Consider the following 21,855-nt stretch of genomic DNA (forward strand, 5'->3'; position numbering starts at 1 on the left):
ACACACGCTTGGTCTGACATCCTCGCGGCTTTTGTATTCACGCAATTCCGAACGCAAAAGCGCTGCGCACTTTTGCTGGAATTGCTTCAGGCCGCGAGCTGCGGTTTGAATCCCACATCCACATAGTAATTCGTGCTGTTGTAGCTGCTCGTCGGGAAGAGCCCCGCCGAGCCATAGGCATAGACGCCGTTATTGCCTGATGGCGCCTTCAGGTCCCCGTTCGTCACGTCGCTGCCGAAGTAATTGCCGGTCGCCGAATAGTTGCCATTGGTCGAGTAGGAGACGACGTAGGTCGTATCCGCCTCTATGGCGATCTGCTGGCTGAGTTGGGCGGTCTGCCAGCCGCTCGCCGTCTCGTTGTCGAAAGTGACGCTGCCGAGCAGAGTGCCGGAAGCCGTCCACAGATAGCCGCTGTGCGGGCCCGTATTGTCGGCACCCTTGTAGAAGCGGATCGAGGTGATCCAGCCGGCGGCATCGGCCTGGAATTGCATGCCGAGATTGACCGGCTGGTTGTCGTTGACGGAGATGACGGCGGGAGTCGCGTTTGCCGCAAAGAGGTTCTGCTCCGGCCCTGCCGACGGGTTGTTGATGGTGAGCGCGACCTGGGCCGAGGCCGTGCCGCCCTTGCCGTCCGATATCGCGTAGCTGAAGCTCGCCGAACCCGAATAGCCAGCCGTCGGCGTGAAGGTCACCGTCTGGGCCTGGGCATTCCAGGCGACCGAGCCGTTGACCGCGCCGCTGACGCCGGTGATCGTCAGCGCATCGCCATCGGCATCGCTGTCGTTTGCAAGCAGCGCCGAAGCCTGGATGGTGAGCGGCGTGCCCGTGTTGGTCGTAAAGCCGCTGTCATTGGCGGCGACCGGGACCGCATTCTGCGCCCCCTGCTGATAGAGCACGTCCACCCAGTAATTGCTGGCATTGTAGGAAGAGGTCGGGAACAGGCTGCCGCTGCCATAGGCATAGACGCCGTTGCCGCCGCTGACCGAACTTGCCGGCGCCGTCAGCGCGCCGCTGGTAAGGTCCGTGGTGAAGTAGTTGGCCGTCGCCGAATAGAAGCCGTTGGAATGGTAGCTCGCCACATAGGTGGTGCCGGCGGTGATGCTGACCGGCTGCGAGAAGGAAACCGTCTGCCAGCCGCTCGCCGTCTCGTTGATGAAGCTTGCCTGGGCGAGAAGCTGGCCGCTTGCGGTCCAGAGCGAGCCGACATGCGTGCCGGTATCCTGGGCGCTCTTGTAATAGGTGAGCCCGGTGATCTGGCCGTTGGCCGAGGCGATGAACTTGACGCCGAGCTCGACCGCGTTGGGGTCGTTGGCGGCGGTCACACCCGACGTATCGGCGCCGGTAAACAGGCTCGTCGTCGCCCCGCCGCCCGGCTGCGAATTGACCGTGAGGCTGACGGTGGCCGACGACGTGCCGCCATGCCCGTCCGCGATCGAATAGGTGAAGCTTGCGACACCGGTGTAGCCGGCGTTTGGCGTGAAGGTGACGCTGTTCGTCTGGCTGTTGAAGGTGACCGTGCCGTTCACCCCGCCGGTAGCACCGGTGATCGAGAGCGGATCGCCGTCCACGTCGGTATCGTTGGCAAGCAGGCTTGCCGCGGCAATCGACAGCGCCGTGTTGGAATAGGTCGTATAGCCGTTGTCATTGGCGGCGACCGGCGCCGTGTTCGATGTCGACTGGTTGAAGACGACATCCACCCAATAGTTCGACGACTGATAGCTCGACGTCGGAAATGTCGTGCCCGATCCGTAGGAATAGACACCGTTGGCGCCGGCAAGACCCGTCAGAGCGCCGTTCGTATGGGCAGTGGTGAAATAGCCCGATGTCGCCACATAGCTGCCGGTCGTATGGTAGGAGGCGATATAGGTCGTGCCTGCCGAAATCTGCAGCGGGTTGGAGAACGTCGCGGTCTGCCAGCCGGAGACGGATTCAGTCCCAAAGCTGACCGTGGCAAGCAGCGTGCCGTTCGCCGACCAGATCGAGCCGGTATGCGGCCCCGTATCGCCTGATGCCTTGTAGAAGCGGATGCCTGTGATCGTGCCGCTTGCCGAGGCGGAGAATTTCATGCCGAGTTCCAGCGGCGAATTTTCCTGGACGGCGCCGCCGGTCGGCCCTTCATTGGCGGTAAACAGGCTCTGGCCGGCCGGACCCGGATCGACGGTGAGGCTGACATTGGCCTGATCCGTTCCCCCGCGCCCGTCCGACAGCGTGTAGGAGAAGCTTGCCGGACCGGCATAATTGGCATTGGGCGTGAAGGTGACGGTGCCGGCCTGCTTGTTGAGGGTGACCGTGCCGTTGAGGGCATTGCCGACGGCGCTGATCGTCATCGCATCGCCATTGGCATCGGTATCGTTGGCCAGAAGCGAAGCTATCGAAATCGTCAGCGTGCCGTTGCGCGAAATCGTCAGGCCGCTGTCGTCGCCGGCGACAGGCGCGCTGTTGGGTCCCGCATCGAAGACCACGTCCACCCAGTAGTTGGACCCGCCGGGGTTCTGGCCGGGGAATGTGCCGGCATTGTCGCCATAGGCATAGACGCCGCCGCCATCGACGGCCTTCAGCGCACCGCTGGCATAGGTGCCGGTGAAATAATTGTCGGTGACGGAGTAGTATCCACTCGTGTGATAGGAGGCGACATAGGTCGTGCCGGCCGCGATCTGGACCGGCGAGGAGAACATCACCGTCTGCCAGCCGGAGAGCGATTCACCTGTCGACACGCCCGTTGCCAGCAGCGTCCCGTCGGCCGACCAGAGGCTGACGACATGCTCGCCGGTATTGTAGAAACCCTTGTAGAAGCGGATGCCCTGCACGGATCCTGCCGTCGTTGCCTGGAAGCGCAGGCCGAGCTCGACCGAATCTCGATCGATCGCCACTTCGGTCTCCGGCTTTTCCGCAAGCGTCCAAAGGCCCTGCGTGCTGCCCGGCAGCGTGACGGTGACCTGCTTGCCGGCCGAAGGCGTTTCGAGGTTCACGCTGTCGTCGACGGCGCGCGACATGACCGTATAGGTGCCGCTTGCCTGGACCACCCAGTTATAGCTCCAGCTCTCGCGGCCGGTGGCCTTGAACCAGTGCTGGCCGCCATCGGTGGAGACTTCCACGCCGGCAATGATGCCGCCGCCGAAATCCTGCGCAGTGCCCGTGATCGTCACGTGCTGGCCTTCGACGAAGCTGGCGCCGACGATCGGCGAACTGATCGACGAGGTGGGCTTCAAGAGGTCGGTCGATTGGACCGCGAGGAACAGGCTCGCATCGAGCGTGGTCGGCTGTATCCCCATGTCCGCGAACATGTTGACCATCGCCTGCTGCACGTTGCGATCGGTCGATGTCGTCGGGCCCTGGTGATTGTCGCTGAGGCCCCAGGACCAGAAGACGGTGCCGGCGCCGAAGACGAGCGCGCCGCTTGCCGCCCGGTACATGGTGAGGCTGTGGGTGGCGACGGCCGAACCGACCGTCGTGCCGTAGTCGCGCAGATAGGTTTCCACCGAGATCGACGAAAGCGACAGGTTGACCAGTCCAGCCGGCCGGAAGCCGTTCTCGACATCGGAATCCCACTCATAGCCGAGCAGGTTCTGCACGAGATTGTAGGTATCCCCTTCATTCAGCTGGGAGACTTCGGTATTGCGCCAGAAGCGCAGGTTCGAATAGTCGTAGGGGATGGAGATCGTATCCTGGCGGTAGCCGTCGACGGTAAACATCGTGCCCGTCAGCGAATTTTCCGGCTGCTGCCCCGGATCGGCATAGCGCGGATCGCGCCAGGTGCCGGTGCCGACATTGCTCGGATCGGTGCTCGTGCCCCAGGTCTCCTTGTAGCAGACCATGGTGCGATAGGCCTGGCCGCTGCCGTCGATGCTGCTTTCCCAGCGAACCTTCCAGTAGCACTCGTTGCCACTCCAGAAGGCGAGGTTGACACCGGCATCGCGCGCGGCCTCGACATTGGCGCGCTGTTCGGCAGACCAGTATTCGTCATGGCCGACAGAGAGATAGGCATCGTGGTTGAGCAGCAGGCTGCCGCTGCGCGCCGAATCGACGCCTGAAATATAGGACACGTCGTAGCCGTTCTGCTCCAGCCACGAGATGGCGGAGGATTCGACGCCGAAGATGTAGTCGTGGGTGCCGCCGATCGGGCTCGTATTGGTGATGATCGGGCGGTTGTAGCTGACAGCCGAGGCGCGTCCTATGGCCTGCAGGCCGCAGCTGCAGTTCGGCGGCAGGTAGCCGATCATGTCGGCGGGATCGACCGGCACGTCGCCGTAATAGAGGCTGGCGCCGCCCCAGGCATTATAGGCCTGCCAGGTCGTATCCGAGGTCTGGAAGACGATATCGCTGGTCGAGGCGTCGTCGCGCACGACGAAGGGAATGATGCTGGCATCCTCGACCCCGTCCTCGCGCACCAGCTTGGCGAAATAGACGCCCGAGACGAAATCGGAAGGGATCTGCCAGCTGGCCGACACCGACCAGTTGCCGCAATCGATGAGGCCGAGCGACATGTCGACGATCGGATGCGGCTGGATCTGCGCCGTGGTCAGCTGCTGCTCGATCGAATCCACCTTGCGCGCGCCCATGCCGCCGTAATAGCCCATACGGTAGATATCGATGCGGTAATGGGTGGAATCCGTGGCGATCTTGAAATCGACCGTTCCGCCGATATTGGTGCTGATCTCGGTGGCAAAGCCCTGGATGGTGCCGTTGCCGTCGCCCTCCAGCCCCCATTCGCTGATGGGGTTGCCCTGCTTCAGGTTCTCGAGCGCGATCTTGTTGAGCGTCACCGCCGGAACCGCAGCCGCAGGCGCAGGTGCAGCGAGCTCCACCGATCCCACGGTCGTGTCGGCGGAAACCTCCTGGCTCGGCTGCAGCGAGATGGAGGCGATCGAGGTCTGAAGGAGCAACGACGTCGTGCCGGAACCGGCGGCAGGGTCGGTCGGCGACGTGGTGGTGGTTGCCGTGCCGGTATCGCTGGTAATCCCTGTCAGCGTCGGTGCCGGAGGCAGCGTCGCGGCTTCCTGGTACGGGTCCGGGCCGAGCACTGTCTGCTCTGTTGTTGTTGTGGTTGTCGTGGTGGTCGTCTGCAGCGCCGGAAGAAGCGCCGCCGTCTTTGTGGACGTGGCCTGCGCGCCGCCGTCGCCCGAAGGCGCAGACATCGCCGTCGGCGGCAGCGAGGCCGTCTGCATGCCCCCCGAAGAGACCGACGCAGAAAGCTGCGTGATACTGCCTGTGAAGGAGGACGAGACGACGGCGCCGCCCGGATCGGCAAAGCTGCCCTGACTCGCAAAGCTAAGGGAGCCATCGGCACTCGTGGACGATACGACCGTCGCGCTTCCCAGCACTGCGCTCCAGGCAGACGGTGCTCGACCGATACTCAACGCTCCACCAAATATACTCAGATACTCACGGTTACTAACGCGAATTCTCCGCATAAGCGGCGTCCCCTTCCCGTCCACCAGCTCCCCGGACCGGCCCCCTTCAACCGGCCCGGTGAAGCAGCACTTCAAGTGATGCATTCTGGCAGTTTTCGCGCGGGACCGTACGACAGCAATCCGGGGTATGCGGGTGGTGTCTCCCTACGTCCATATGATGATGCTGCCGTATGCTCGTGGGGCTTGGCGGCGTGTTTGCCTGTGGGAGACGGGATGCCCGTGAGCCTGGGGTGGCGACTTCGTCTTCCGGCTTGCAGCGCGGCCTCTCATCTGACCCTTCGGCCCGTTCGCCCTGCGCTATCGAAGACTTGATGTGATATCACATTCGATATCACAGTAACGCCATGATTGTTGTTGATGCTAACGTCATGGTTCGGCTCTGCGCTCGTCAAGACGTTCAAGCGAGATTACGTCTCCGTCAATGCCGTGCCCGATGCGCAGAGGGTTATCGACCAACTGCCGATTTGGTTCGAGCATTACAATTGCTTTCACCCGCATAAAGCTCTTGGCTACCGCTCGCCAGAAGAGTTCATAGCCGACAAGAAAAACCAACCCCCATTGTCTGGATTAATCTGATGGCAAGAACTGTGACATTGGGTCCTGAATACGATCAGCAGCTACGGGCAACGGTCATGGATGTTATGCGACAGCTCGGTGCTTCCGTCGAAAGTCGGAATCGGTCCGTCGCTGGTTCGCAGGAAATTGAGACAGTTCAGGCGCGATTAGCCGGACAAGAAATCACCATAGAGTCAGAAACCTATATTGGCCTTTCCATCACTGGCGATGAGCACACGATCAATGAAATCTCCGAGCGAGTGAGGCAGGCCACTCAAACTATCCCAACCTGATCCCGTCCGGTATTTTGGGGGCAACTGCACTCGCCGGCGGTGGCTGTGGAGTACGAGGACGTTCTGAAGCAACCAGGTACCCTTGGTGATGAACCATGGATAAGCGAAGACGAGATCGACACTATTTGGATGACCCGAAGGACGACATCTACATTGAGTGTGCGTTGACGGCGGGTGCCACATTCATCGCCAGTAGCGATCGGCACTTTTAACATCCCGCAGTGGGAGCACTCGGCATTTCGGTCATGGAGGCTGGAGATTTTGTGGCGAAACCAGCGAAAAGGAGACGATCGACATGAGTACCTATCCGCTCAGAATTGCAGATCACGTCATGGAAGAAGCTAGGCGAGCAGCGGCGGAAGACAACGTATCGCTGAATCAGTTGCTATCGGCATTCATCGCCGACGGCATCGGTCATCGACGCGCCATCATGAGCCTGAAAAATCGGGCGGCACGAGGGAATGCCGATGCGGCGCTTGCGATCCTTGATCGTACACCTGACGTCGATCCTGATCCCGCTGACGAATTGATCGAGACGCAAGGAGCGTCGCGCCGCCGCTAATCCATCCACGGCACACGGCACGACATCACCGCCTTCGTCGCTATGGCCGCGGCCGCCGGGCTCACGGCTCAATCACGCCGGAACATAGCTCAGCCTGATCACGTCCTCGTCGATGCAATCGCTGCCCACAAGGCGCAGCCGCGGCCGGGGCGCGGTGAAGAATGGCGTGCCGTGGCCGAGCACGACGGGATGGAAGTAGAGCTGGTACTCGTCGATGAGGCCAAGGTCGGTCAGGCTTCGCGCCAGGTCCGATCCGCCAATGCCGATTTCCCCGGTGAGCCGGTCCTTCAGCCCGCGTATGGCAGTTTCGAGGTCTCTCTCGACAAGCGTGGCATTGGGGCCGACTGAGGTCAGCGTGCGCGAGACGACCCACTTCTGCCGGCTCCGCCACGCCGCCGCGAACTCGCCTCCCGCCGGCTCCCAGTCCGCGTGATCTTCGTCCCAATAGCGCATGATCTCGTACATGCGGCGACCGTAGACGATGGCTGCCGCGCCGCGCACGCTCTCGATGAAGTGACGGAAGAGCACGGGACCGGGCGCGAATCCGTCGTGATCTATGTAACCGTCCAGCGACACGTTCAATCCGAACACAAGCTTGGCCATGCGCTCCTCCTCGCGAGACTGCGACCGGTTGCGATATACAATCGGTCACACAATAGCCAAACCAATTTCAATCCGCAATCGGTTTTTCAAGTGCGAATGACATGCGGCGGTCCTCGCCGAGCGTCTCGAAATGCCTAGATATCGCCAAGCCGGAGCTCGATCAGTTCGCGCGCCAGCTCGTAAGTTCCGTTCTCGTCGTCGCCGGAGGCTTCTTCGATGATCTCGGCGGCGGTGCGGTAGACTTCCCGCTCTTCTTCGGGTGAAAGCAGGCCCTTGTTGCCAAGAATCGAGATGAGTGAATTCAAAACGGCGGCAGCCGATAGTGTAATGGCTTCGGATGTGAGACGCGCGGACTCTGGAGACATTTTAGTTCCTCGATCGGTAGAACAACGCTTTAACAATACGTCTCGGCCTGCAACAAGTTCCAAGTCGAAGGCGGGCCGGTAAGCCGGATTGATCTTATCGCGACAACAATATCTGCACCACCCCTGAAGATTGCAAGAATTGAACCGGCTTCTCCGGAAGATTTTCCCGACGGAATCCGTCGTTTCTACCACTCTAACGGGGAGTTTCATTGCCGTGCAATCTTGGTCTGTGCGGAAATGGCACAGTCATCATTGCGACTTGTCCAGCTGCGCACTTGCTCATGAAGAGACGCAAGCCGTTCGGGCTCTCGGGTGGAGGCCCTGATCGGGAATGCCGCACTATCGGCGGCCCTGCCGCCGGCCTCGTACAATCTGGTTATGCGACATCCGAACGATATCGAAAGGCGTCCGCCGAAGGCCCGATTGCGCTATCCTATTGCTACTCCGTCATAATACTAATCTTTGACGTGCAATCGGTGTATAATGACGTCCGGAGCCTGCTAGCGGTACATGCCGGGGTTCCCATGAAATCGAGGATGCGGTCATGCCTCTGGCAGGCGCGCGACTCCGAACTCTACCTGGTTCGGAATTCGCGTGACAACCTTATGCTTATGAGGCAACGCCATGAAACTCCTCCACCACCCAATGCCAACGCTCCTGGATGAACGGGCCGGCCTGATCGCCGGCTTCACAGCCACGGTCGTACTTTCCATCCTGATGATAGCCAAGAGTTCTGCGGGGCTCATGCCGCAGCTCGATCCAATCGCTGACATCGCGCATCTGGCCCGCCTGCCGGAAGGCACGGTCCAGGCCCTGTGGTTCGGGTGGATCGGCCATTTTGCCCTCGGGACAATCATCTGGGGCACCATCTATGCGGCGATGCACGCAGACCTTCCGGGCCTCCCTGTCGTCAGGGGCCTCATTTTCGGAGTCCTGGCCTGGCTCGCGATGATGATCGTCTTCATGCCCATGGCCGGCCACGGCCTGTTTGCGCTCTCTCTCGGGCCTATGGCGATGGTGGCGACACTTGTTCTTCACCTCGTCTACGGTGCGGTTCTGGGCATGACTTACGCCAGAGCTGCGCATGAATAGCATCCGAGGCTGGAAAGGTTGAAAAGGTCGACCCGCACCCCTCAGCGATGAGGGACGCGGGTCTCGGGCGGCCGTCACCTTCAACGACCATCGGACGAGGCCTTCCGGCAGAGCGACAAATATGCTACTGAGTAGCAAACCTCGCTCGATGGAGATAAACCGATGAGTGTCAAATCGTCGATTTCGCTGACCGACCAGCAGGACGCGTTTGCCCGTTCCCTGGTCGAGAGCGGCCGGTATTCCAGCATGAGTGCCGTTCTTCAGCAGGGCCTGGAACTCCTCCGCCAAAAGACGGAAACCGAGACCGTCGAAACCGCAGCGCTTCGCGAGTTGTTCGAGCGGCGTTTGAAAGCTCCTACGATTTCTGCGACCGAAATGGAAAGCCGCGTCGAGACGATGATCGACCGGAAGCGGCGGGCCGTTCGTGTGGACCCTTGAATATTCCGAGGATGTCGAACGTGATTTCGAGTTGATTTTCGATCATCTCTTCGACGCCTATGTCGAACTCGGAGACTCGCCCGACGAAGCTTTGGAGCGTACCGCTGAACGGATACGTAAATTGCGTGCCGAGATCGACCGTCTCGTCGATACGCCTTATATCGGCACATTGCGGCCCGATATTTACCCCGGAATCCGATTTCTTCGACGGGACAAGGCGGCGGTCTGGTTCCTGCCGGTAGAAGATAGTCGCAGGATCATGATTGCCGCAATCTTCTACGGCGCGCAGGACCATATCAGACATATGCTTGCCCGCATGCTGGCGGGATAAGGCCTCGGCAGATCAGGTGCCGGAACGCTCCCGCCTCGATCAAACACGATCCAGGAACGCGAGCACCCTGATGGTCAGCAGCGCGGTCGCATCCGCATCATAGGACGCCAGCGAGCTGTCGGCAAAATAGTGCTGGTCGCCGTGATAGAGGAAAAGCTCGGCGTCCTCGGCCGTCTCCACGATCTCGCGGGCGGCGTCGATATCGCCCTCGCCGACGAAGACCGGGTCCTTGTCCATGCCGTGGATCTGCACCGGAACGCCTTCCGGCCAGGGTCCGAAGGCCCATTCGCCGCTGATCGGCAGGCAGGAGTAGAAAAGCAGGGCTCCGCGGGCGCCTGGCCGTGTCTGCGCGAGCTTCTGCGCCGGCAGCACACCGAACGAGAAGCCGGCATAGACGATCCCGGCAGGCAGGTCGTCAGCAAAGCGGACGCCGCGCTCCCGCATGGCCTCGAATCCGGTCTCGCCGATATAGGCGAGACCCGCATCGATGCTCGGGAATGTGCGTCCGTCGAAGAGGTCAGGCGTGTGCACGATATGGCCGGCGGCCCTGATATTGTCGGCGAAGGCGCGAATGCCGTGGGTGAGCCCCTGCGCGTGGTGAAACAACAAGACCTCGGTCATAGGGAGCCTCCGGATGAGATGGTCTGGCGCGCGTCGGGCCAGTCTACAGAGGGATCGTCTCGCCGGGAAGAGCGCGCGCGCAGGTTCGAAAAGCTCCCGAGCCGCTCATATTCCGCTTCTATTTTCCCTTAACCCATTGTTCCTGAATAAGTATTTTGAACAATGCGGCAAAAGTGGCCAAAATTCCGGCTAAGCCATTGATCCTGAATAAGTGTTCCACTTTCTCCCGAAAATACGCGTAAAGAGATTCAAATCAGGAGGGAACGCCGGATGATCGAGAAAAATATAAAAGTTTTTCCGCTTCTTCTGCGTCACTTATTCAGGATCAATTGGTTAGGCAGCAATGCGCCAGTTATAGTTCAAAAACCATATATAACTATCTGTAATTAAATAATTATTTCAGAAGAGCCGATTCGCCGCCAGCCGGTAGCTTGGCCATGCCGGCAGCAATCGGGCTCGTCGGGCGATCAGCCGCGGCGAGCTGATCCTCTCAGTGATGATGGCTGCGGGAGCGAGACCAGGGAAGGGGAAAGTGCGGATGGGGTTCGCCGTCGGCGCGCGGGAAGGCGTCACGGATGTGCTGGGTATAATACCAGCCGGGCGATGGCGCGGTGACCAGGTTTACGACGACGGCGGGAGGCACGTCGAAATATCGGCGGTGGCCTTTTTGCCGCAACTCGATCTCAAGGACATGCGTCGCCGGATCATAGACGACCTCCTTGATCAACCGTGATGAGAGTTCCATGCTCGCCACCCTGAAACAGGCCCGGAGATGCCGGAAGGGACATCCGGCGGTATCTCGGGACGAATCCCAGAAAGATCAGGACCGCGCCCCGCGCTGTTCGGGGGCACCTGCCCCCCTGCTGTTCCCCGCCCCGATGCCGCCGGCTTCCAGCGCCGGGTTCATCGGCTCGATCTGGGATTCGTAGAAGCTGAGCTTGTCCTCGGCGATGCGCAGGCCGACGATGTGCCCTTCGAGAACATTGACATGCGTGCGCAGGCTGCCGTCGGAAAATTCGACGACCAGTCTGGAGGGTTTTTCGCTGTAGCCGATCCTGCTGATTTCTCTGTCCCGGCGCGCCTTTTCCGCGGTACCGATGGCGTTCTTCAGCTTCTCAAGCATCGGCAAGCTCCTTCTGCCATTGTCTTCCTCGATGAAATCAATCCCCAGGCGGTGCCCTTTCCCATCCGGGACGGATTGGGGCGAACCTCGCCGAGGCAGGAAACGCAAGGCTTCCGAAAAGGTTCCCGCCGGCCGCTCAAATTTTATCCATTCGCCGGGCCAACCATTGCCGCGTTATCTCCTCGGCAAACCGGGGTGAAGACATGAGCGAACTGACGGCGCGCCAGCAGCGCTTTGTGGAAGAATATCTTGTCGATACTGTGGGCGCGCATGCGGCGATCAGGGCTGGCTTTTCGCCGCGAAGGGCCAAGCAGACAGCCTACCGGCTCCTGAAGAAACCTGAAATCGCCGCAGCGATCGCAGAGGCGAAGGCGGAGCGCTCCGAGCGCACGAAAATCGATGCCGACTGGCTGCTGACGCGGCTTGCCGCCGAAGCGGAAGCCGATCTCGGCGATCTCTATGACGAGAACGGCGATTTCAAGCCGATCAAGGAATGGCCCGCCATCTGGCGGCAGGGCCTGGTGACGGATGTCGAGATCTCCGCGCTCTATGAAGGCACCGGCAAGGAGCGCAGAGAGATCGGCCATGTGAAGAAGGTGAAATTCGCCGAGCGGCTGCGCCGGCTGGAGCTGATCGGCAAGCATATCCGCATCAACGCCTTCAAGGAGATCGTCGAGCACAAGGGCCTCGGCGCGCTGGCCGAGCGGCTGGAGCGTGCCCAAAGACGAAACGAGACGCCTGAGGACGGCGAGGCGGAGCAGACCCCGTGATGCCCCGCAAGCCCCTGCCCGCGCCCCATGAAAGCCGCGATCCCAACGACGAGATCATCGAGCTTGCCGCCGCCTGCCGCTTCAGCCCCAAGCGCTGGAGCCGGCTTGCTTGGGACTGGGGCATCGGTGAACTCAAAGGCTATGACGGCCCCCGCCCCTGGCAGGACGAGATCAACGAGGTGATCGGCGCCCATCTCGCCGACCCCGCCACCCGCTATCAGCCGCTGCAGATCGCGGTCGCCTCCGGCCACGGCATCGGCAAATCGGCCGAAATGGGCATGCTGTCGAACTGGGCGATGTCCTGCTTTGCCGATTGCAAGATCGTCACGACCGCCAATACCGAGGGCCAGCTGCGCACCAAGACGGCGCCTGAGATCGGCAAGTGGTTCCGCCTTTCGATCACCGCCCACTGGTTCGATCAACAGGCCATGTCGATCAAGGCGCGCGACCCTGATCGCAGCGAAAGCTGGCGGCAGGATTTCATCTCCTGGAGCGAACACAATACCGAAGCCTTTGCCGGCCTGCACAACAAGGGCCGCATCATCCTCCTGCTCTTCGACGAGGCCTCGAAGATCCATGACAAGGTCTGGGAAGTGGCCGAGGGCGCGCTGACGGACGAGGACACCGTCATCATCTGGATCGTCTTCGGCAACCCGACGAGAAACAGCGGCCGCTTCCGCGAATGTTTCCGCCGCTTCCGCCACCGCTGGGTGGGAAGGCAGATCGACAGCCGCTCGGTGCCCGGCACCAACAAAGAGTTCCTGCAACGTCTCGTGGACGATCACGGCGAAGATAGCGATATCGTCAAGGTGCGCGTGCGCGGCCAGTTTCCGAGCCAGTCCGCCATGCAGTTCATCTCCGCCGACGATGCCGACCGGGCGCGATCCGTGCATCTGCGCCCCGAGCAATATGCCTTCGCCCCCGTCATCATCGGCGTCGACCCGGCCTGGACCGGCGACGACCCGACGGTCATCATGCTGCGCCAGGGCCTTTATTCGAAACGGCTCGCCACCATCCCCCGCAACGACAACGATATCGAGATCGCCAATCTCATCGCCCGGCTGGAGGACGAATATGAGGCCGACGCCGTCTTCGTGGACGCCGGCTACGGCACCGGCATCGTCAGCGCCGGCACGGTGATGGGCCGCTCCTGGCAGCTCGTCTGGTTCGGCTCCACCAAGGTCCTGGACGCCGGCTACTACAATATGCGCGCCTATATCTGGGGCCAGATGAAACGCTGGCTGAAGGCCGGCGGCGCGATCGATCCCGCCAATGAAGTGCTTTATCAGGATCTCGTCGGGCCTGAGACCGTGGCGCGGCTCGACGGCAAGATCCAGCTGGAGAGCAAGGACGACATGAAGGACCGCGGCCTGCCCTCGCCCAACGAGGGCGATGCGCTGGCGCTGACATTCGCGCAGCCGGTGGCGAAGAAGATGCGTCACCGGGCGGGGACAGGGGCGAAGGCGGCGGTGGATTATGATGTTTATGGGTAGTGTGAGATGGTGGGATTCGGCGGCAGGTGCGGCTGGGCGACATGGCAGATCCGCGACAGTAGCGGCCTCGCACTAAGGAACGATCGATGAGCCGACGGCCGAATGGCAGCTTGAAGCTATGGAATTCGGAAAGCTGTCAGTCAGATCTGCGAAAATTCGGGCAGCAGTGGCGTGTTAGCGCCATTTCGCGCGTCCGGAATGTCTATGGTATCGATGAATATTCTGTGGGCCATCGATTCGCCATCGCGGTTGACCTTTTGTTTCCGCAGTTACGATATAGAGTCGCATTGCCTTCAACAGAACCGCCCGGTGACTTGGGAAGCTAAACCGTTGTCCAACACGAAACAAATACTGGCGATGTTGCAGAGTCGCGCCGAGGGTGACGACGAGCAATTCTACTCGATTGCCTTGCAGGTGGCCGCTTCCGAGGCGCGGCAGGGACGCCGTTCCAGTGCCGAAGCGCTTCGTTCCGCCGTCGAAACCGCACGTAAATCACGCAGGGAATCTCCTGTCGCGATCCAGTTCGCCAAGCCGCGCGGCGAGTTGGACGGACTGATTGAGCATCGGGAGCCCCGTTACACTCTAAAAGACGTGGTGCTGGACGAAACACTTCGCGCGCGTCTGGATGAACTGGTGCGTGAGCAGCAAAAGCGGAGCTGGCTGCGCGAGCATGGCAAGACGCCGAATCGCCGTGCGCTATTCATCGGCCCACCCGGCTCCGGCAAGACCATGACTGCCGAGGCGCTGGCAGGGCAACTCCTTCTCCCACTTTTTGTCATCCGGCTGGAAGGCCTGATAACGCGTTTCATGGGCGAAACCGCCGCCAAGCTGCGGCTCGTTTTTGACGAAACAATGAAACGGCGTGGCGTCTATCTATTTGATGAATTCGATGCGGTCGGCGGCAGGCGTAACGCCACAAACGATGTGGCGGAAATGCGACGCGTCCTGAATTCCTTCCTCCAGTATATGGAGGAGGAGAACTCGACCGACAGCCTTATCGTCGGCGCAACAAACCATCCCGACCTGCTGGATAAGGCGCTGTTGCGCCGGTTTGACCTTGTAGTCGCCTTCGACATGCCATCGCAAGCTCAGGTGAAACAGATCATCCTTAGCGCTCTACGCCCGTTCAATGCACCGCGTCTCGCATGGAAAACATTATTTAAGGCCGCGGAAGGACTGAGCCAAGCGGAAATCACGCGCGCGACCGAAGATGCCGTTAAATCGGCTATCCTTAACGAAACCAATGTCGTCACCTCAGACGAACTCGTCCGACGTCTGGACGAACGGAGCGCCATGCAGGAGGCGTTCTCCAACGCTAAGCCGGGCTAATCTGATATGCCAGATTTCGTCCTGCCTCACCTCGACATTTCCAATCGCCGGCAGGCGAGCCTATATAAATCACCACCTCGCAACAAGGGAGGCGGCAGTGCCCCGCGCATACGTGAAGAGCACGGCGCTATGCTCCTCACTCAATTGCGCGCTGCCTTTCAGGAGATGGTGGATGCACCATCGCCAGATGAACGTTTCGAACGATCCGATGGCGCGTACTACGAAATTGAGCTGATCAAGGGATCCAATACCGAAAACCTCGACAAAAAGAACTTTGGCATTCTGTCGGGAGCGGCAAAACGGGACGCCGAAACTAATCGGGTGACTACAGTTCTGTTTGTGCCCGATGACGCATTACCAGTTCTCGAAACTATATTGGAGGACTATCGTACGGGTCCGCTGACAGCGAAAGAGAAGCCTCAGCATAAATCCTACATTGAGCCGATCGAGACGATTAGACGCGCTCGCTTGATGTCCTTCTGGACCGACAACCCTGTTGCACTTCCAGCCGATGCTCAGGCGCGAATCTGGTGGGAAGTCTGGTGTATGAGCGGCTATGAGGACGAAGTGCTTCGGGTGCTCACACGGCTCGAATGCCAAATTGCCGATGAAGACTACCGCCTGAACTTCCCCGAAGCGATCGTTGTGCCGGTCTTTGCTCGCCGAGCAGATATCGAAGTGGCGCTGTTCGCCTGCAAAGGCATCACCGAGCTTCGACGCGGCTCCGACACGCCGTCCTTTTTCACCGAGGAGGAGCGCGAGAACCAACATGACTGGGCGCTGGATTTAGCAGAACGTGTTGCTTGGCCAGTGGCCGATGCGCCCCGCGTCTGCCTGCTCGATACTGGTGTCAACCGCGCCCATGTCCTCATTGAACCCGCCCTAGCCGAAGGTGACATCCTTACAGCAAATCCCGATTGGGTGCCAACCGACAATAAGACAGACAGCCACGGTACTGAGATGGCCGGACTGGCGCTACATGGCGATCTTTTCGCTGCGCTTCAGGATCAGGGCGAGCGACCGCTTCATCACCGGCTGGAATCGGTCCGCATCATGCCCGCAGACGGCTTCCCGCCGAACGACTTGGCGCGGTTAGGCACGATCACCTCCACCGCTGTTGCTCTCGCCGAAATCCAAAACCCCGATTTTCATCGTGTATTCTGCATGGCGATTACAAACGAAAATGTGTCAGGCGAACGCGGTACAAGCTGGAGCGCATCCGTCGATCGCGTCGCCATCGGTAGAATGGAGGGTGACGACACTGACGCCCCACGCCGCCTCTTCCTTATCTCGGCCGGCAACGTGCCAGCCGTCATGAACTTCGCTGATCTTCAGCCCTTTGAGAACTACCCCATCGAAGACCCGGCACAAGCTTGGAATGCGATAACTGTCGGTGGATATACGCAGAAACAGATCATTGATGATGATGGCATGGATGGATATCAACCCATGGCGGCCATGGGCGAGTTGAGCCCCTATTCCCGCAATTCACTGGCATGGGTACAGGGTAAGACGCCGGTCAAACCTGAAATCGTCATGGAGGCCGGCAACCGTGCGAGATCGCCCAACGGAGAGAGCCTCGTTTCCTGCCCTTCGCTAGAGTTGCTGACGACCGGCAGCGAAGCAGACCGTCTGCCCATCGTAAGCTTCGCCGCGACCAGTGCGGCTACGGCGCTTGCCTCCCGCCTTGCCGCCCGCATCAAAGCTGATCATCCCGACTACTGGCCGGAGACCATCCGAGCGTTGATGGTGCACAGTGCGGAATGGACAGAGCCTATGTGGCAGCGTCTTCAGGCTACCGACAGCCTCCGCGAAAAGCAGCGCTTGGCCCGATGCTTCGGCTACGGCGTGCCGTCCTACGAACGCGCGACCCGATCGGCGAACGAGCATCTAGCGCTCGTCGCCCAACAGGTCATCCAGCCCTATAAGAAGAAGGTTAGTATCCAAGAGAATAAGAAATCATCCAGTGTGGGTTTCAACGAATGCCACTATTACCCGCTGCCATGGCCCAAAGCACTTCTGGAGCAATACGCCGACAACAACTTCATTCTGAAGGTGACACTCTCCTATTTCATCGAGCCAAATCCCGGTCGGGCCGCCGCTATTGACCCTCAAAAGTACCAGTCGTTTGGGTTGCGTTTCGATCTCAAACGCTCGCAAGAGACCGAGATCCAATTTCGTACCGGCATTAACGCAGAGGAAACGATGCCCGAAGGGTTGGCTAGCGCCTCGCGGCCGAATGACTCTGGCTGGCAGTTTGGGCCAAGCAGCATTTCGGCTGGTTCAATCCATTGCGACCAATGGATCGGCAGCGGCGCCAGACTGGCCTCGCGCGATCTTATCTGCGTGAAACCAGTGGGCGGCTGGTGGAAAGAAAGGAACCGGGTAGAGATATGCGAGCAGCAGGCGCGTTATGCGTTAATCGTCACGCTGGCCTCGCCGGAGGTTGATATCGATCTCTATACCCCAATTGCCGCAGAAATCACGCCTGAGGTCCCTGTGGGAATCGAACTCGCTGAATGATAACAGAAAGCTACCAGAACACGGCAGAACGTCACCTACCTTTCAAATACAGGGAATGTCCGCTTCTAATTGAAGGTGAAGTTCGCCACTGTGACCACTTAAAGGGCACAGAGCAGAATTAAAACTTCCACAACGAAAAAGTCCGGTTTGGGCCTTCCTCGTACAAAAGCGCCACAAGCGTTCACCCCACGCCTGACATCGAGCGAGACGGCATGGATACCGCATGGTGTCGAACGACTGCGGCGTCGCAGCCGGCCAGAGCCTCAGGCCATCAATGCGCACAAACATTCAAGACCGTGACGCGGCCCCTGTGTTTCTTCCGGTCTCCAAGCCACCGGTGAGCGGCCCTCCGAGTCTATTTGTCAAAGGCGAGAAAAATGAAAACAGTCAATCTCGAAGAGAAGCTCGGCTGCTTCTCAAGTCACTGGGATCCCCACGTCATCGCGGATTACAACGAAAATGACGTGATGGTCGTGAAGTTTCTCGGGGAATATCCCTTTCACAAGCATGAAACGACCGACGATTTCTTCCTCGTGCTCGAAGGCGAAATCGAGATCGATATCGAGGGAGAACCTTCCCGAACCGTCCGCGCCGGCGAACTGTTCATCGTCCCCAGGGGCGTCGTTCACCGGCCGCGCGCAGCAAAGGAAGCCAAGGTCCTGCTGATCGAACCCAAGGGCGAACCCAACTCCGGAAATTCCGACCGAGAGCCTTCTCCGAAACCGCGAATCTGATAGCGGGGCTGGTATCTGGCAGGCCGTTTAATGGAAATGAAGCGGCGTTCTAATGTCGCGCTCTTTCATGGGGCGATTGCCGGAGGCAAGCAGCGTCAAAACGTGACCATCTTGTCTTGCCCACGGCGGTTTGCAGGCCGCGGCCTGCAAGCCATCCCATGAGGCCTTCACTCGGCCGAGAACTTGACCGTCACGCCGCGCTGGCGGAAATAGGCCTGCATCAGCTTCCTGCCGGACCGGTTGTTCTGCACGAGCCTGGCGGGGTCGAAGACGGCCTCTTTCAGACCCGCACGCGCCAAGGCTGCCTTGAGACTGGCGATATGCAGGTCGATATCCTCATTATCGGCCCGCAGTGACTCGTAAATACGGTTCGTCGCATCTGCTACGCTCGGTTCGCTCACTATGACACTCCTGTTGTTATCAGGCTGCCGCTTACCACATTTTTCGGCTTGGCCCTATCGCGGCAAGGATTAGACCAGCGGTTGCAACGGGCTAATCACAATGTACCGTTCTGATTTTATCCACAGTTTTATTCCCGGGCTGCAGGCGTAGAAAATCCCACAGAAGCAGTGATTTCGTGCCGCAAACATCAGGGCTAGCCCAACTGGTCGAATTGCTGCGCTTCAGGCGCGGGCGTCTAATCGTGATGTCGCGGTGGAGAACACAGATGAGACGATCACCGAGGCTGGGGCTCGTCTAGGTGCTGGGTGGCGAGCCCCACTGTTTCGCCGGCCATCTGACGAAGCTGCGTCAGAAAAACACTGCTTCGGGGGGACGCTTAGGGATGAACTCCATCTTCGGAAGGTCCGCCAATGCCGCCCTTGCTAGACGCCGACGACCCGAACAGCCTTGATATTGTCTGCGATGTCATCCTGACAGACTGGTATAATGCCGGAGTAGACACCTTCGATATCAGAGACTTCAGGGAAGAAATGGAAGCGCATTATCAGGAGATGGGCAGGCCCGTCCCCGCAGAAATCGCCGATCCCCAAAAGCTCGTTCCAACGCTGCGGTTGTTGCAGGCGCGCATGCACATCGTCAAGCCGACGCGCATTACCGGCATCGAGTGGCAATTCATACGAAATGGCAATGGTAACGGTAACGGCGATTGGGCGCACCGGGCGCCAAAATAGCGAAACTTTTCTCCTTCCATGCATTTTCGGGTAAAAATTCGAGGGCGATGTCGAAAACCGTCTCCCGCAAACGTCTTTTACACGTTGCGAACGAGGCGATGACCATCGCCGTGCCGGCCGCTCTGAAAGCGAGCAGCGCGGGCCTGAACCATTGCGACCAAAGGGAGCGAGCATATGAACATGACCGAGTTGAAACCGGCGAAGGAGCTGGCCGCGAAGCGTGTGACGAAGTTCGAAAACGAAAGTCGCGCCTATGCGGAGGCGAGAACCGCACTCCTGGCCGAGGAAATCGAGGTGCGTCGTCACCTTACCCGCCTTGCCGAGCAGCGTCGCCGGCTTCCCCCCGGCCCCGTCGTGGCGAAGGACTATCGCTTCAAGGATGAAAACGGCGCCGAAGTCGGTCTTGCCGACCTGTTCGGCGGGCACGATACGTTGGTCACCTATTTCTGGATGTACGGACCGCAGCGTGAACGGCCATGCCCGATGTGCACGAACTTTCTCGGCGGAGTGAATGGAAACGCCGCCGACGTGAAGCAGCGGGTTGCCTTCAAGATTCTGGGGCGCAGTCCAGTGGCGCGGCAGAGGGCGTTCGCACTTGAGCGGGGATGGCGCGACCTCGATTTCGTGCAGACTGTTGGCGATGATTATGCCCGCGACCTCGGTCTTCTCGACGACAGAGGCGGCGAGTCTCCAGCGTTCACCGTCTACCAGAAGAACGGCGACGGCATACACGTCTTCTATAACGCCGAGATGCCCGACGAAGCGGCCGATCCAGGACAGGATCCGCGAGGAGCCGTCGACATCGCGCCGCTCTGGAACATCCTCGACATGACGCCCGCAGGACGCGGCACGGATTGGTATCCCAAGCTGGTCTATTGAGATCGGCTAGCGAAATCGAGCGTCAGCGCCGCGGCGATGGTAACCGCCGCCTCTGACCTACCGATCGTGTATCAGAAGATGGGCAGGTCCGCCTCGACAGATTGCCCATCCCGCGAAGCTCGTTGGAATGCGCCTGGTGGTACTTGCCCGCTAATGCCGCACTTTCGCGCAACCCGCCTAACTCGGCGAGGGGTCAGGCCCGCCGGCAGCTCTTTGAATCAAGCGGGCAACCACTTCGGTACGGTTCTGCGCCTGCAGCTTGCGCATGATGTGCTGCAGATGCATCTTCACCGTATGCCCCGACAAATTCAGTTTTCCTGCGATCACCTTGTTCGAGCAGCCGGACTGCAGCTCTGCCAGCACATCCGCTTCCCGCGGAGTGAAATCGGCGATCGCCAGATATTGCATCCTGTCGTCAAGGCTTTTCTCCGCCTCGCTTCTCGCCGGGCCATGCTCGCCTGAGCCGTTTGCCGCAGCCCCCAGCAGCTGCGGGAAAAATGTGCCTCCTGCCAGAACGAGACGCAGGCCGGCAAGGGCAAGGTCGACGGCGAGTGACGTCGAGAAAAGCCCGCGTATGCCCATCTTGAGCGCCCGGCGGGCTATGTTGACGTCGTCGATGCCTGAGAGCAACGTGACGGCAGCCTCGGGAAAACGTTCGGCAATCGCTGCAAGGTCATCACGCAGGCTGGTACTCTCGATACCCCTGCCCGCCAGATCCAATGCGATCAGCCGCACCTCGGCTCCAAGAGCCCGGTCGAGACTCTCGGCCGAGATCAGATCGATGAAGTTCCACCCGGCGAGTTCATGCTGAAGAAGCTTCACCACGGTGGTGCGTGTCAGTGTAGAATGCCCAATAATGATCACAGTTGGTGCATTGCGCCCCGCACGGCGCTTGGTTTTAACACTGTCGGACACTTGCGTGCTCCCCGGAAGATTTGCAACCCAACAGCTATTCACATTATTCCTGTTCTCGCTTCATGTCATGAGAAAAAACGAGTGTATTGCCCATATCAATAGTCTGATCTCTCATGATAATTCTTATAGTCTATAAGACTTAAACGAGAGACGACTGGGAATGCAGTGCACTTTTTAAAGCTTATCTAGGAGAGCCGCCGCAGCGACTTGTCGTTGCAGTCTTTCCGCTCTTTGTCGAATTCACGTACGGCAAATGGGTCAACAAAGTTTTCAAAGGCACTGAAAAGGCAGGCGATCTTCTTCAGTTCCCTTCGCGCAAGAGTCGTTGCTTGGAACGGCCTGCCGATCGGCCGGGCTTTGTGTCCATATCCCGATCCAAAGCAGAAGCGGACCTCGACGGCAAAACGGCCGATGCGAAAAGCGACCGGGAGCCTGGGATCGATGATAACTCATTATGATTACTGATTAACTAGGGGTTTTGACGGCGCAGGGATACCGGGCGGCAGCGTTTTCGCCGAGGCAGCACCGCGCCGGCACCGCCAAGTGGGAGTCTATCCGATGGAGCTTTTCGGGGAAGTATCAAGCGGTTTTCCGTGCGGGATGCCACGCCTCGTCAGTCATGTCAGGGTTACCCGGGATATCTGCTACACGATAAAGCTCAAGATCGAAGGGCGCTGTCAGGGGC

The 21,855-nt window shown here is 59.7% G+C and carries 20 protein-coding genes and 1 pseudogene; 13 read left to right on the forward strand and 8 right to left on the reverse strand.

Features of this window, described 5'->3' with window-relative positions; translation table 11 throughout:
* Positions 1–86: 86 nt before the first annotated feature.
* Positions 87–5,411 carry a DUF4082 domain-containing protein gene (locus FHT92_RS09795; protein ID WP_183824314.1) on the reverse strand — a complete coding sequence of 1,775 codons (5,325 nt, stop codon included), beginning with the start codon at positions 5,409–5,411 and terminating at the stop codon, positions 87–89.
* A 381-nt stretch (positions 5,412–5,792) separates the two neighbouring features.
* On the opposite strand from FHT92_RS09795, the pseudogene FHT92_RS09800 reads away from it, so the two are divergent.
* The 3 genes and pseudogenes from FHT92_RS09800 to FHT92_RS09810 form a co-directional block, all read left to right on the forward strand.
* Positions 5,793–5,987 (forward strand): annotated as a pseudogene (locus FHT92_RS09800) (integrase core domain-containing protein); the annotation flags it as partial.
* Positions 5,987–6,259: a hypothetical protein gene (locus FHT92_RS09805; RefSeq protein ID WP_183824317.1), complete on the forward strand. Its 273-nt coding sequence runs from the start codon at positions 5,987–5,989 to the stop codon at positions 6,257–6,259. The pseudogene FHT92_RS09800 and the gene FHT92_RS09805, both read left to right, overlap by 1 nt.
* Before the next feature lie 295 nt (positions 6,260–6,554).
* Entirely contained in the window at positions 6,555–6,821 is a 267-nt protein-coding gene (locus FHT92_RS09810) for a hypothetical protein (RefSeq protein WP_183824320.1), read from the forward strand.
* Between the two features lie 72 nt (positions 6,822–6,893).
* On the opposite strand, the gene FHT92_RS09815 is transcribed toward FHT92_RS09810, so the two are convergent.
* Together FHT92_RS09815 and FHT92_RS09820 are read right to left on the reverse strand one after the other, a co-directional pair.
* On the reverse strand, positions 6,894–7,424 hold the full coding sequence (locus FHT92_RS09815; RefSeq protein ID WP_183824323.1) for a dihydrofolate reductase family protein: 531 nt from the start codon (positions 7,422–7,424) through the stop codon (positions 6,894–6,896).
* 134 nt (positions 7,425–7,558) lie between these two features.
* On the reverse strand, positions 7,559–7,789 hold the full coding sequence (locus FHT92_RS09820) for a hypothetical protein (protein WP_183824326.1): 231 nt from the start codon (positions 7,787–7,789) through the stop codon (positions 7,559–7,561).
* Between the two features lie 624 nt (positions 7,790–8,413).
* Between FHT92_RS09820 and FHT92_RS09825 the strand changes: the two genes are divergently transcribed.
* From FHT92_RS09825 to FHT92_RS09835, 3 genes are all read left to right on the forward strand, one after another.
* Positions 8,414–8,881 (forward strand): DUF1440 domain-containing protein, encoded by a 468-nt coding sequence (locus tag FHT92_RS09825; protein WP_246715046.1) that lies wholly within the window; start codon positions 8,414–8,416, stop codon positions 8,879–8,881.
* A gap of 162 nt (positions 8,882–9,043) precedes the next feature.
* Positions 9,044–9,319 (forward strand): type II toxin-antitoxin system ParD family antitoxin, encoded by a 276-nt coding sequence (locus FHT92_RS09830; RefSeq protein ID WP_183824329.1) that lies wholly within the window; start codon positions 9,044–9,046, stop codon positions 9,317–9,319.
* The gene (locus FHT92_RS09835; RefSeq protein ID WP_183739514.1) at positions 9,306–9,650 is read left to right on the forward strand and encodes a type II toxin-antitoxin system RelE/ParE family toxin; all 345 of its coding nucleotides are present in this window, start codon (positions 9,306–9,308) and stop codon (positions 9,648–9,650) included. Before FHT92_RS09830 ends, FHT92_RS09835 begins: the two co-directional genes overlap by 14 nt.
* Before the next feature lie 39 nt (positions 9,651–9,689).
* Here FHT92_RS09835 and FHT92_RS09840 read toward each other — a convergent pair whose 3' ends face one another.
* The 3 genes from FHT92_RS09840 to FHT92_RS09850 all read right to left on the reverse strand — a co-directional run bounded on the left by FHT92_RS09840 (position 9,690) and on the right by FHT92_RS09850 (position 11,394).
* On the reverse strand, positions 9,690–10,271 hold the full coding sequence (locus tag FHT92_RS09840) for a dienelactone hydrolase family protein (protein ID WP_183824332.1): 582 nt from the start codon (positions 10,269–10,271) through the stop codon (positions 9,690–9,692).
* A gap of 490 nt (positions 10,272–10,761) precedes the next feature.
* Complete coding sequence (locus FHT92_RS09845; protein ID WP_183824335.1) at positions 10,762–11,016, reverse strand: KTSC domain-containing protein; 255 nt, start codon at positions 11,014–11,016, stop codon at positions 10,762–10,764.
* 75 nt (positions 11,017–11,091) lie between these two features.
* On the reverse strand, positions 11,092–11,394 hold the full coding sequence (locus FHT92_RS09850; RefSeq protein WP_183824337.1) for a KTSC domain-containing protein: 303 nt from the start codon (positions 11,392–11,394) through the stop codon (positions 11,092–11,094).
* 203 nt (positions 11,395–11,597) lie between these two features.
* Here FHT92_RS09850 and FHT92_RS09855 point away from each other — a divergent pair, with 203 nt between their 5' ends.
* From FHT92_RS09855 to FHT92_RS09875, 5 genes are all read left to right on the forward strand, one after another.
* Positions 11,598–12,164, forward strand: coding sequence for a terminase small subunit (locus FHT92_RS09855; RefSeq protein WP_183824340.1), 567 nt, complete (start codon positions 11,598–11,600; stop codon positions 12,162–12,164).
* Positions 12,164–13,657, forward strand: coding sequence for a terminase (locus FHT92_RS09860; RefSeq protein ID WP_183824343.1), 1,494 nt, complete (start codon positions 12,164–12,166; stop codon positions 13,655–13,657). The genes FHT92_RS09855 and FHT92_RS09860 overlap by 1 nt, the downstream gene beginning before the upstream one ends.
* A gap of 204 nt (positions 13,658–13,861) precedes the next feature.
* A complete protein-coding gene (locus FHT92_RS09865; protein WP_246735202.1) occupies positions 13,862–14,986 on the forward strand; it encodes an AAA family ATPase in 1,125 nt (374 codons plus the stop codon).
* Between the two features lie 6 nt (positions 14,987–14,992).
* Positions 14,993–17,509, forward strand: a complete 2,517-nt coding sequence (locus FHT92_RS09870; RefSeq protein WP_183824346.1) for a S8 family peptidase — start codon at positions 14,993–14,995, stop codon at positions 17,507–17,509.
* Between the two features lie 377 nt (positions 17,510–17,886).
* Positions 17,887–18,243, forward strand: a complete 357-nt coding sequence (locus FHT92_RS09875) for a cupin domain-containing protein (RefSeq protein ID WP_183824349.1) — start codon at positions 17,887–17,889, stop codon at positions 18,241–18,243.
* A 167-nt stretch (positions 18,244–18,410) separates the two neighbouring features.
* Here the strand turns inward: FHT92_RS09875 and FHT92_RS09880 are convergent, their stop codons facing one another.
* Positions 18,411–18,647, reverse strand: coding sequence for a hypothetical protein (locus tag FHT92_RS09880; protein ID WP_183741794.1), 237 nt, complete (start codon positions 18,645–18,647; stop codon positions 18,411–18,413).
* A 408-nt stretch (positions 18,648–19,055) separates the two neighbouring features.
* On the opposite strand from FHT92_RS09880, the gene FHT92_RS09885 reads away from it, so the two are divergent.
* Together FHT92_RS09885 and FHT92_RS09890 are read left to right on the forward strand one after the other, a co-directional pair.
* Positions 19,056–19,376, forward strand: a complete 321-nt coding sequence (locus FHT92_RS09885; RefSeq protein ID WP_183739540.1) for a hypothetical protein — start codon at positions 19,056–19,058, stop codon at positions 19,374–19,376.
* A gap of 174 nt (positions 19,377–19,550) precedes the next feature.
* Positions 19,551–20,255, forward strand: a complete 705-nt coding sequence (locus tag FHT92_RS09890) for a DUF899 family protein (protein WP_210278419.1) — start codon at positions 19,551–19,553, stop codon at positions 20,253–20,255.
* Positions 20,256–20,432: 177 nt separating this feature from the next.
* Here the strand turns inward: FHT92_RS09890 and FHT92_RS09895 are convergent, their stop codons facing one another.
* Positions 20,433–21,170 carry a response regulator transcription factor gene (locus tag FHT92_RS09895; RefSeq protein WP_183739553.1) on the reverse strand — a complete coding sequence of 246 codons (738 nt, stop codon included), beginning with the start codon at positions 21,168–21,170 and terminating at the stop codon, positions 20,433–20,435.
* Between the last annotated feature and the right edge of the window lie 685 nt (positions 21,171–21,855).

It is taken from the genome of Rhizobium sp. BK377 (assembly GCF_014193935.1).
Classification (GTDB): Bacteria; Pseudomonadota; Alphaproteobacteria; order Rhizobiales; family Rhizobiaceae; genus Rhizobium.

Coding starts and splice junctions, on each gene's coding strand:
- FHT92_RS09865 (WP_246735202.1), top strand. CDS start 13,862: ATGGTATCGATGAATATTCTGTGGGCCATCGATTCGCCATCGCGGTTG.
- FHT92_RS09825 (WP_246715046.1), top strand. CDS start 8,414: ATGAAACTCCTCCACCACCCAATGCCAACGCTCCTGGATGAACGGGCC.
- FHT92_RS09830 (WP_183824329.1), top strand. CDS start 9,044: ATGAGTGTCAAATCGTCGATTTCGCTGACCGACCAGCAGGACGCGTTT.
- FHT92_RS09855 (WP_183824340.1), top strand. CDS start 11,598: ATGAGCGAACTGACGGCGCGCCAGCAGCGCTTTGTGGAAGAATATCTT.
- FHT92_RS09875 (WP_183824349.1), top strand. CDS start 17,887: ATGAAAACAGTCAATCTCGAAGAGAAGCTCGGCTGCTTCTCAAGTCAC.
- FHT92_RS09820 (WP_183824326.1), bottom strand. CDS start 7,789: ATGTCTCCAGAGTCCGCGCGTCTCACATCCGAAGCCATTACACTATCG.
- FHT92_RS09795 (WP_183824314.1), bottom strand. CDS start 5,411: ATGCGGAGAATTCGCGTTAGTAACCGTGAGTATCTGAGTATATTTGGT.
- FHT92_RS09815 (WP_183824323.1), bottom strand. CDS start 7,424: ATGGCCAAGCTTGTGTTCGGATTGAACGTGTCGCTGGACGGTTACATA.
- FHT92_RS09860 (WP_183824343.1), top strand. CDS start 12,164: ATGCCCCGCAAGCCCCTGCCCGCGCCCCATGAAAGCCGCGATCCCAAC.
- FHT92_RS09805 (WP_183824317.1), top strand. CDS start 5,987: ATGGCAAGAACTGTGACATTGGGTCCTGAATACGATCAGCAGCTACGG.
- FHT92_RS09840 (WP_183824332.1), bottom strand. CDS start 10,271: ATGACCGAGGTCTTGTTGTTTCACCACGCGCAGGGGCTCACCCACGGC.
- FHT92_RS09810 (WP_183824320.1), top strand. CDS start 6,555: ATGAGTACCTATCCGCTCAGAATTGCAGATCACGTCATGGAAGAAGCT.
- FHT92_RS09885 (WP_183739540.1), top strand. CDS start 19,056: ATGCCGCCCTTGCTAGACGCCGACGACCCGAACAGCCTTGATATTGTC.
- FHT92_RS09850 (WP_183824337.1), bottom strand. CDS start 11,394: ATGCTTGAGAAGCTGAAGAACGCCATCGGTACCGCGGAAAAGGCGCGC.
- FHT92_RS09870 (WP_183824346.1), top strand. CDS start 14,993: ATGCCAGATTTCGTCCTGCCTCACCTCGACATTTCCAATCGCCGGCAG.
- FHT92_RS09890 (WP_210278419.1), top strand. CDS start 19,551: ATGAACATGACCGAGTTGAAACCGGCGAAGGAGCTGGCCGCGAAGCGT.
- FHT92_RS09845 (WP_183824335.1), bottom strand. CDS start 11,016: ATGGAACTCTCATCACGGTTGATCAAGGAGGTCGTCTATGATCCGGCG.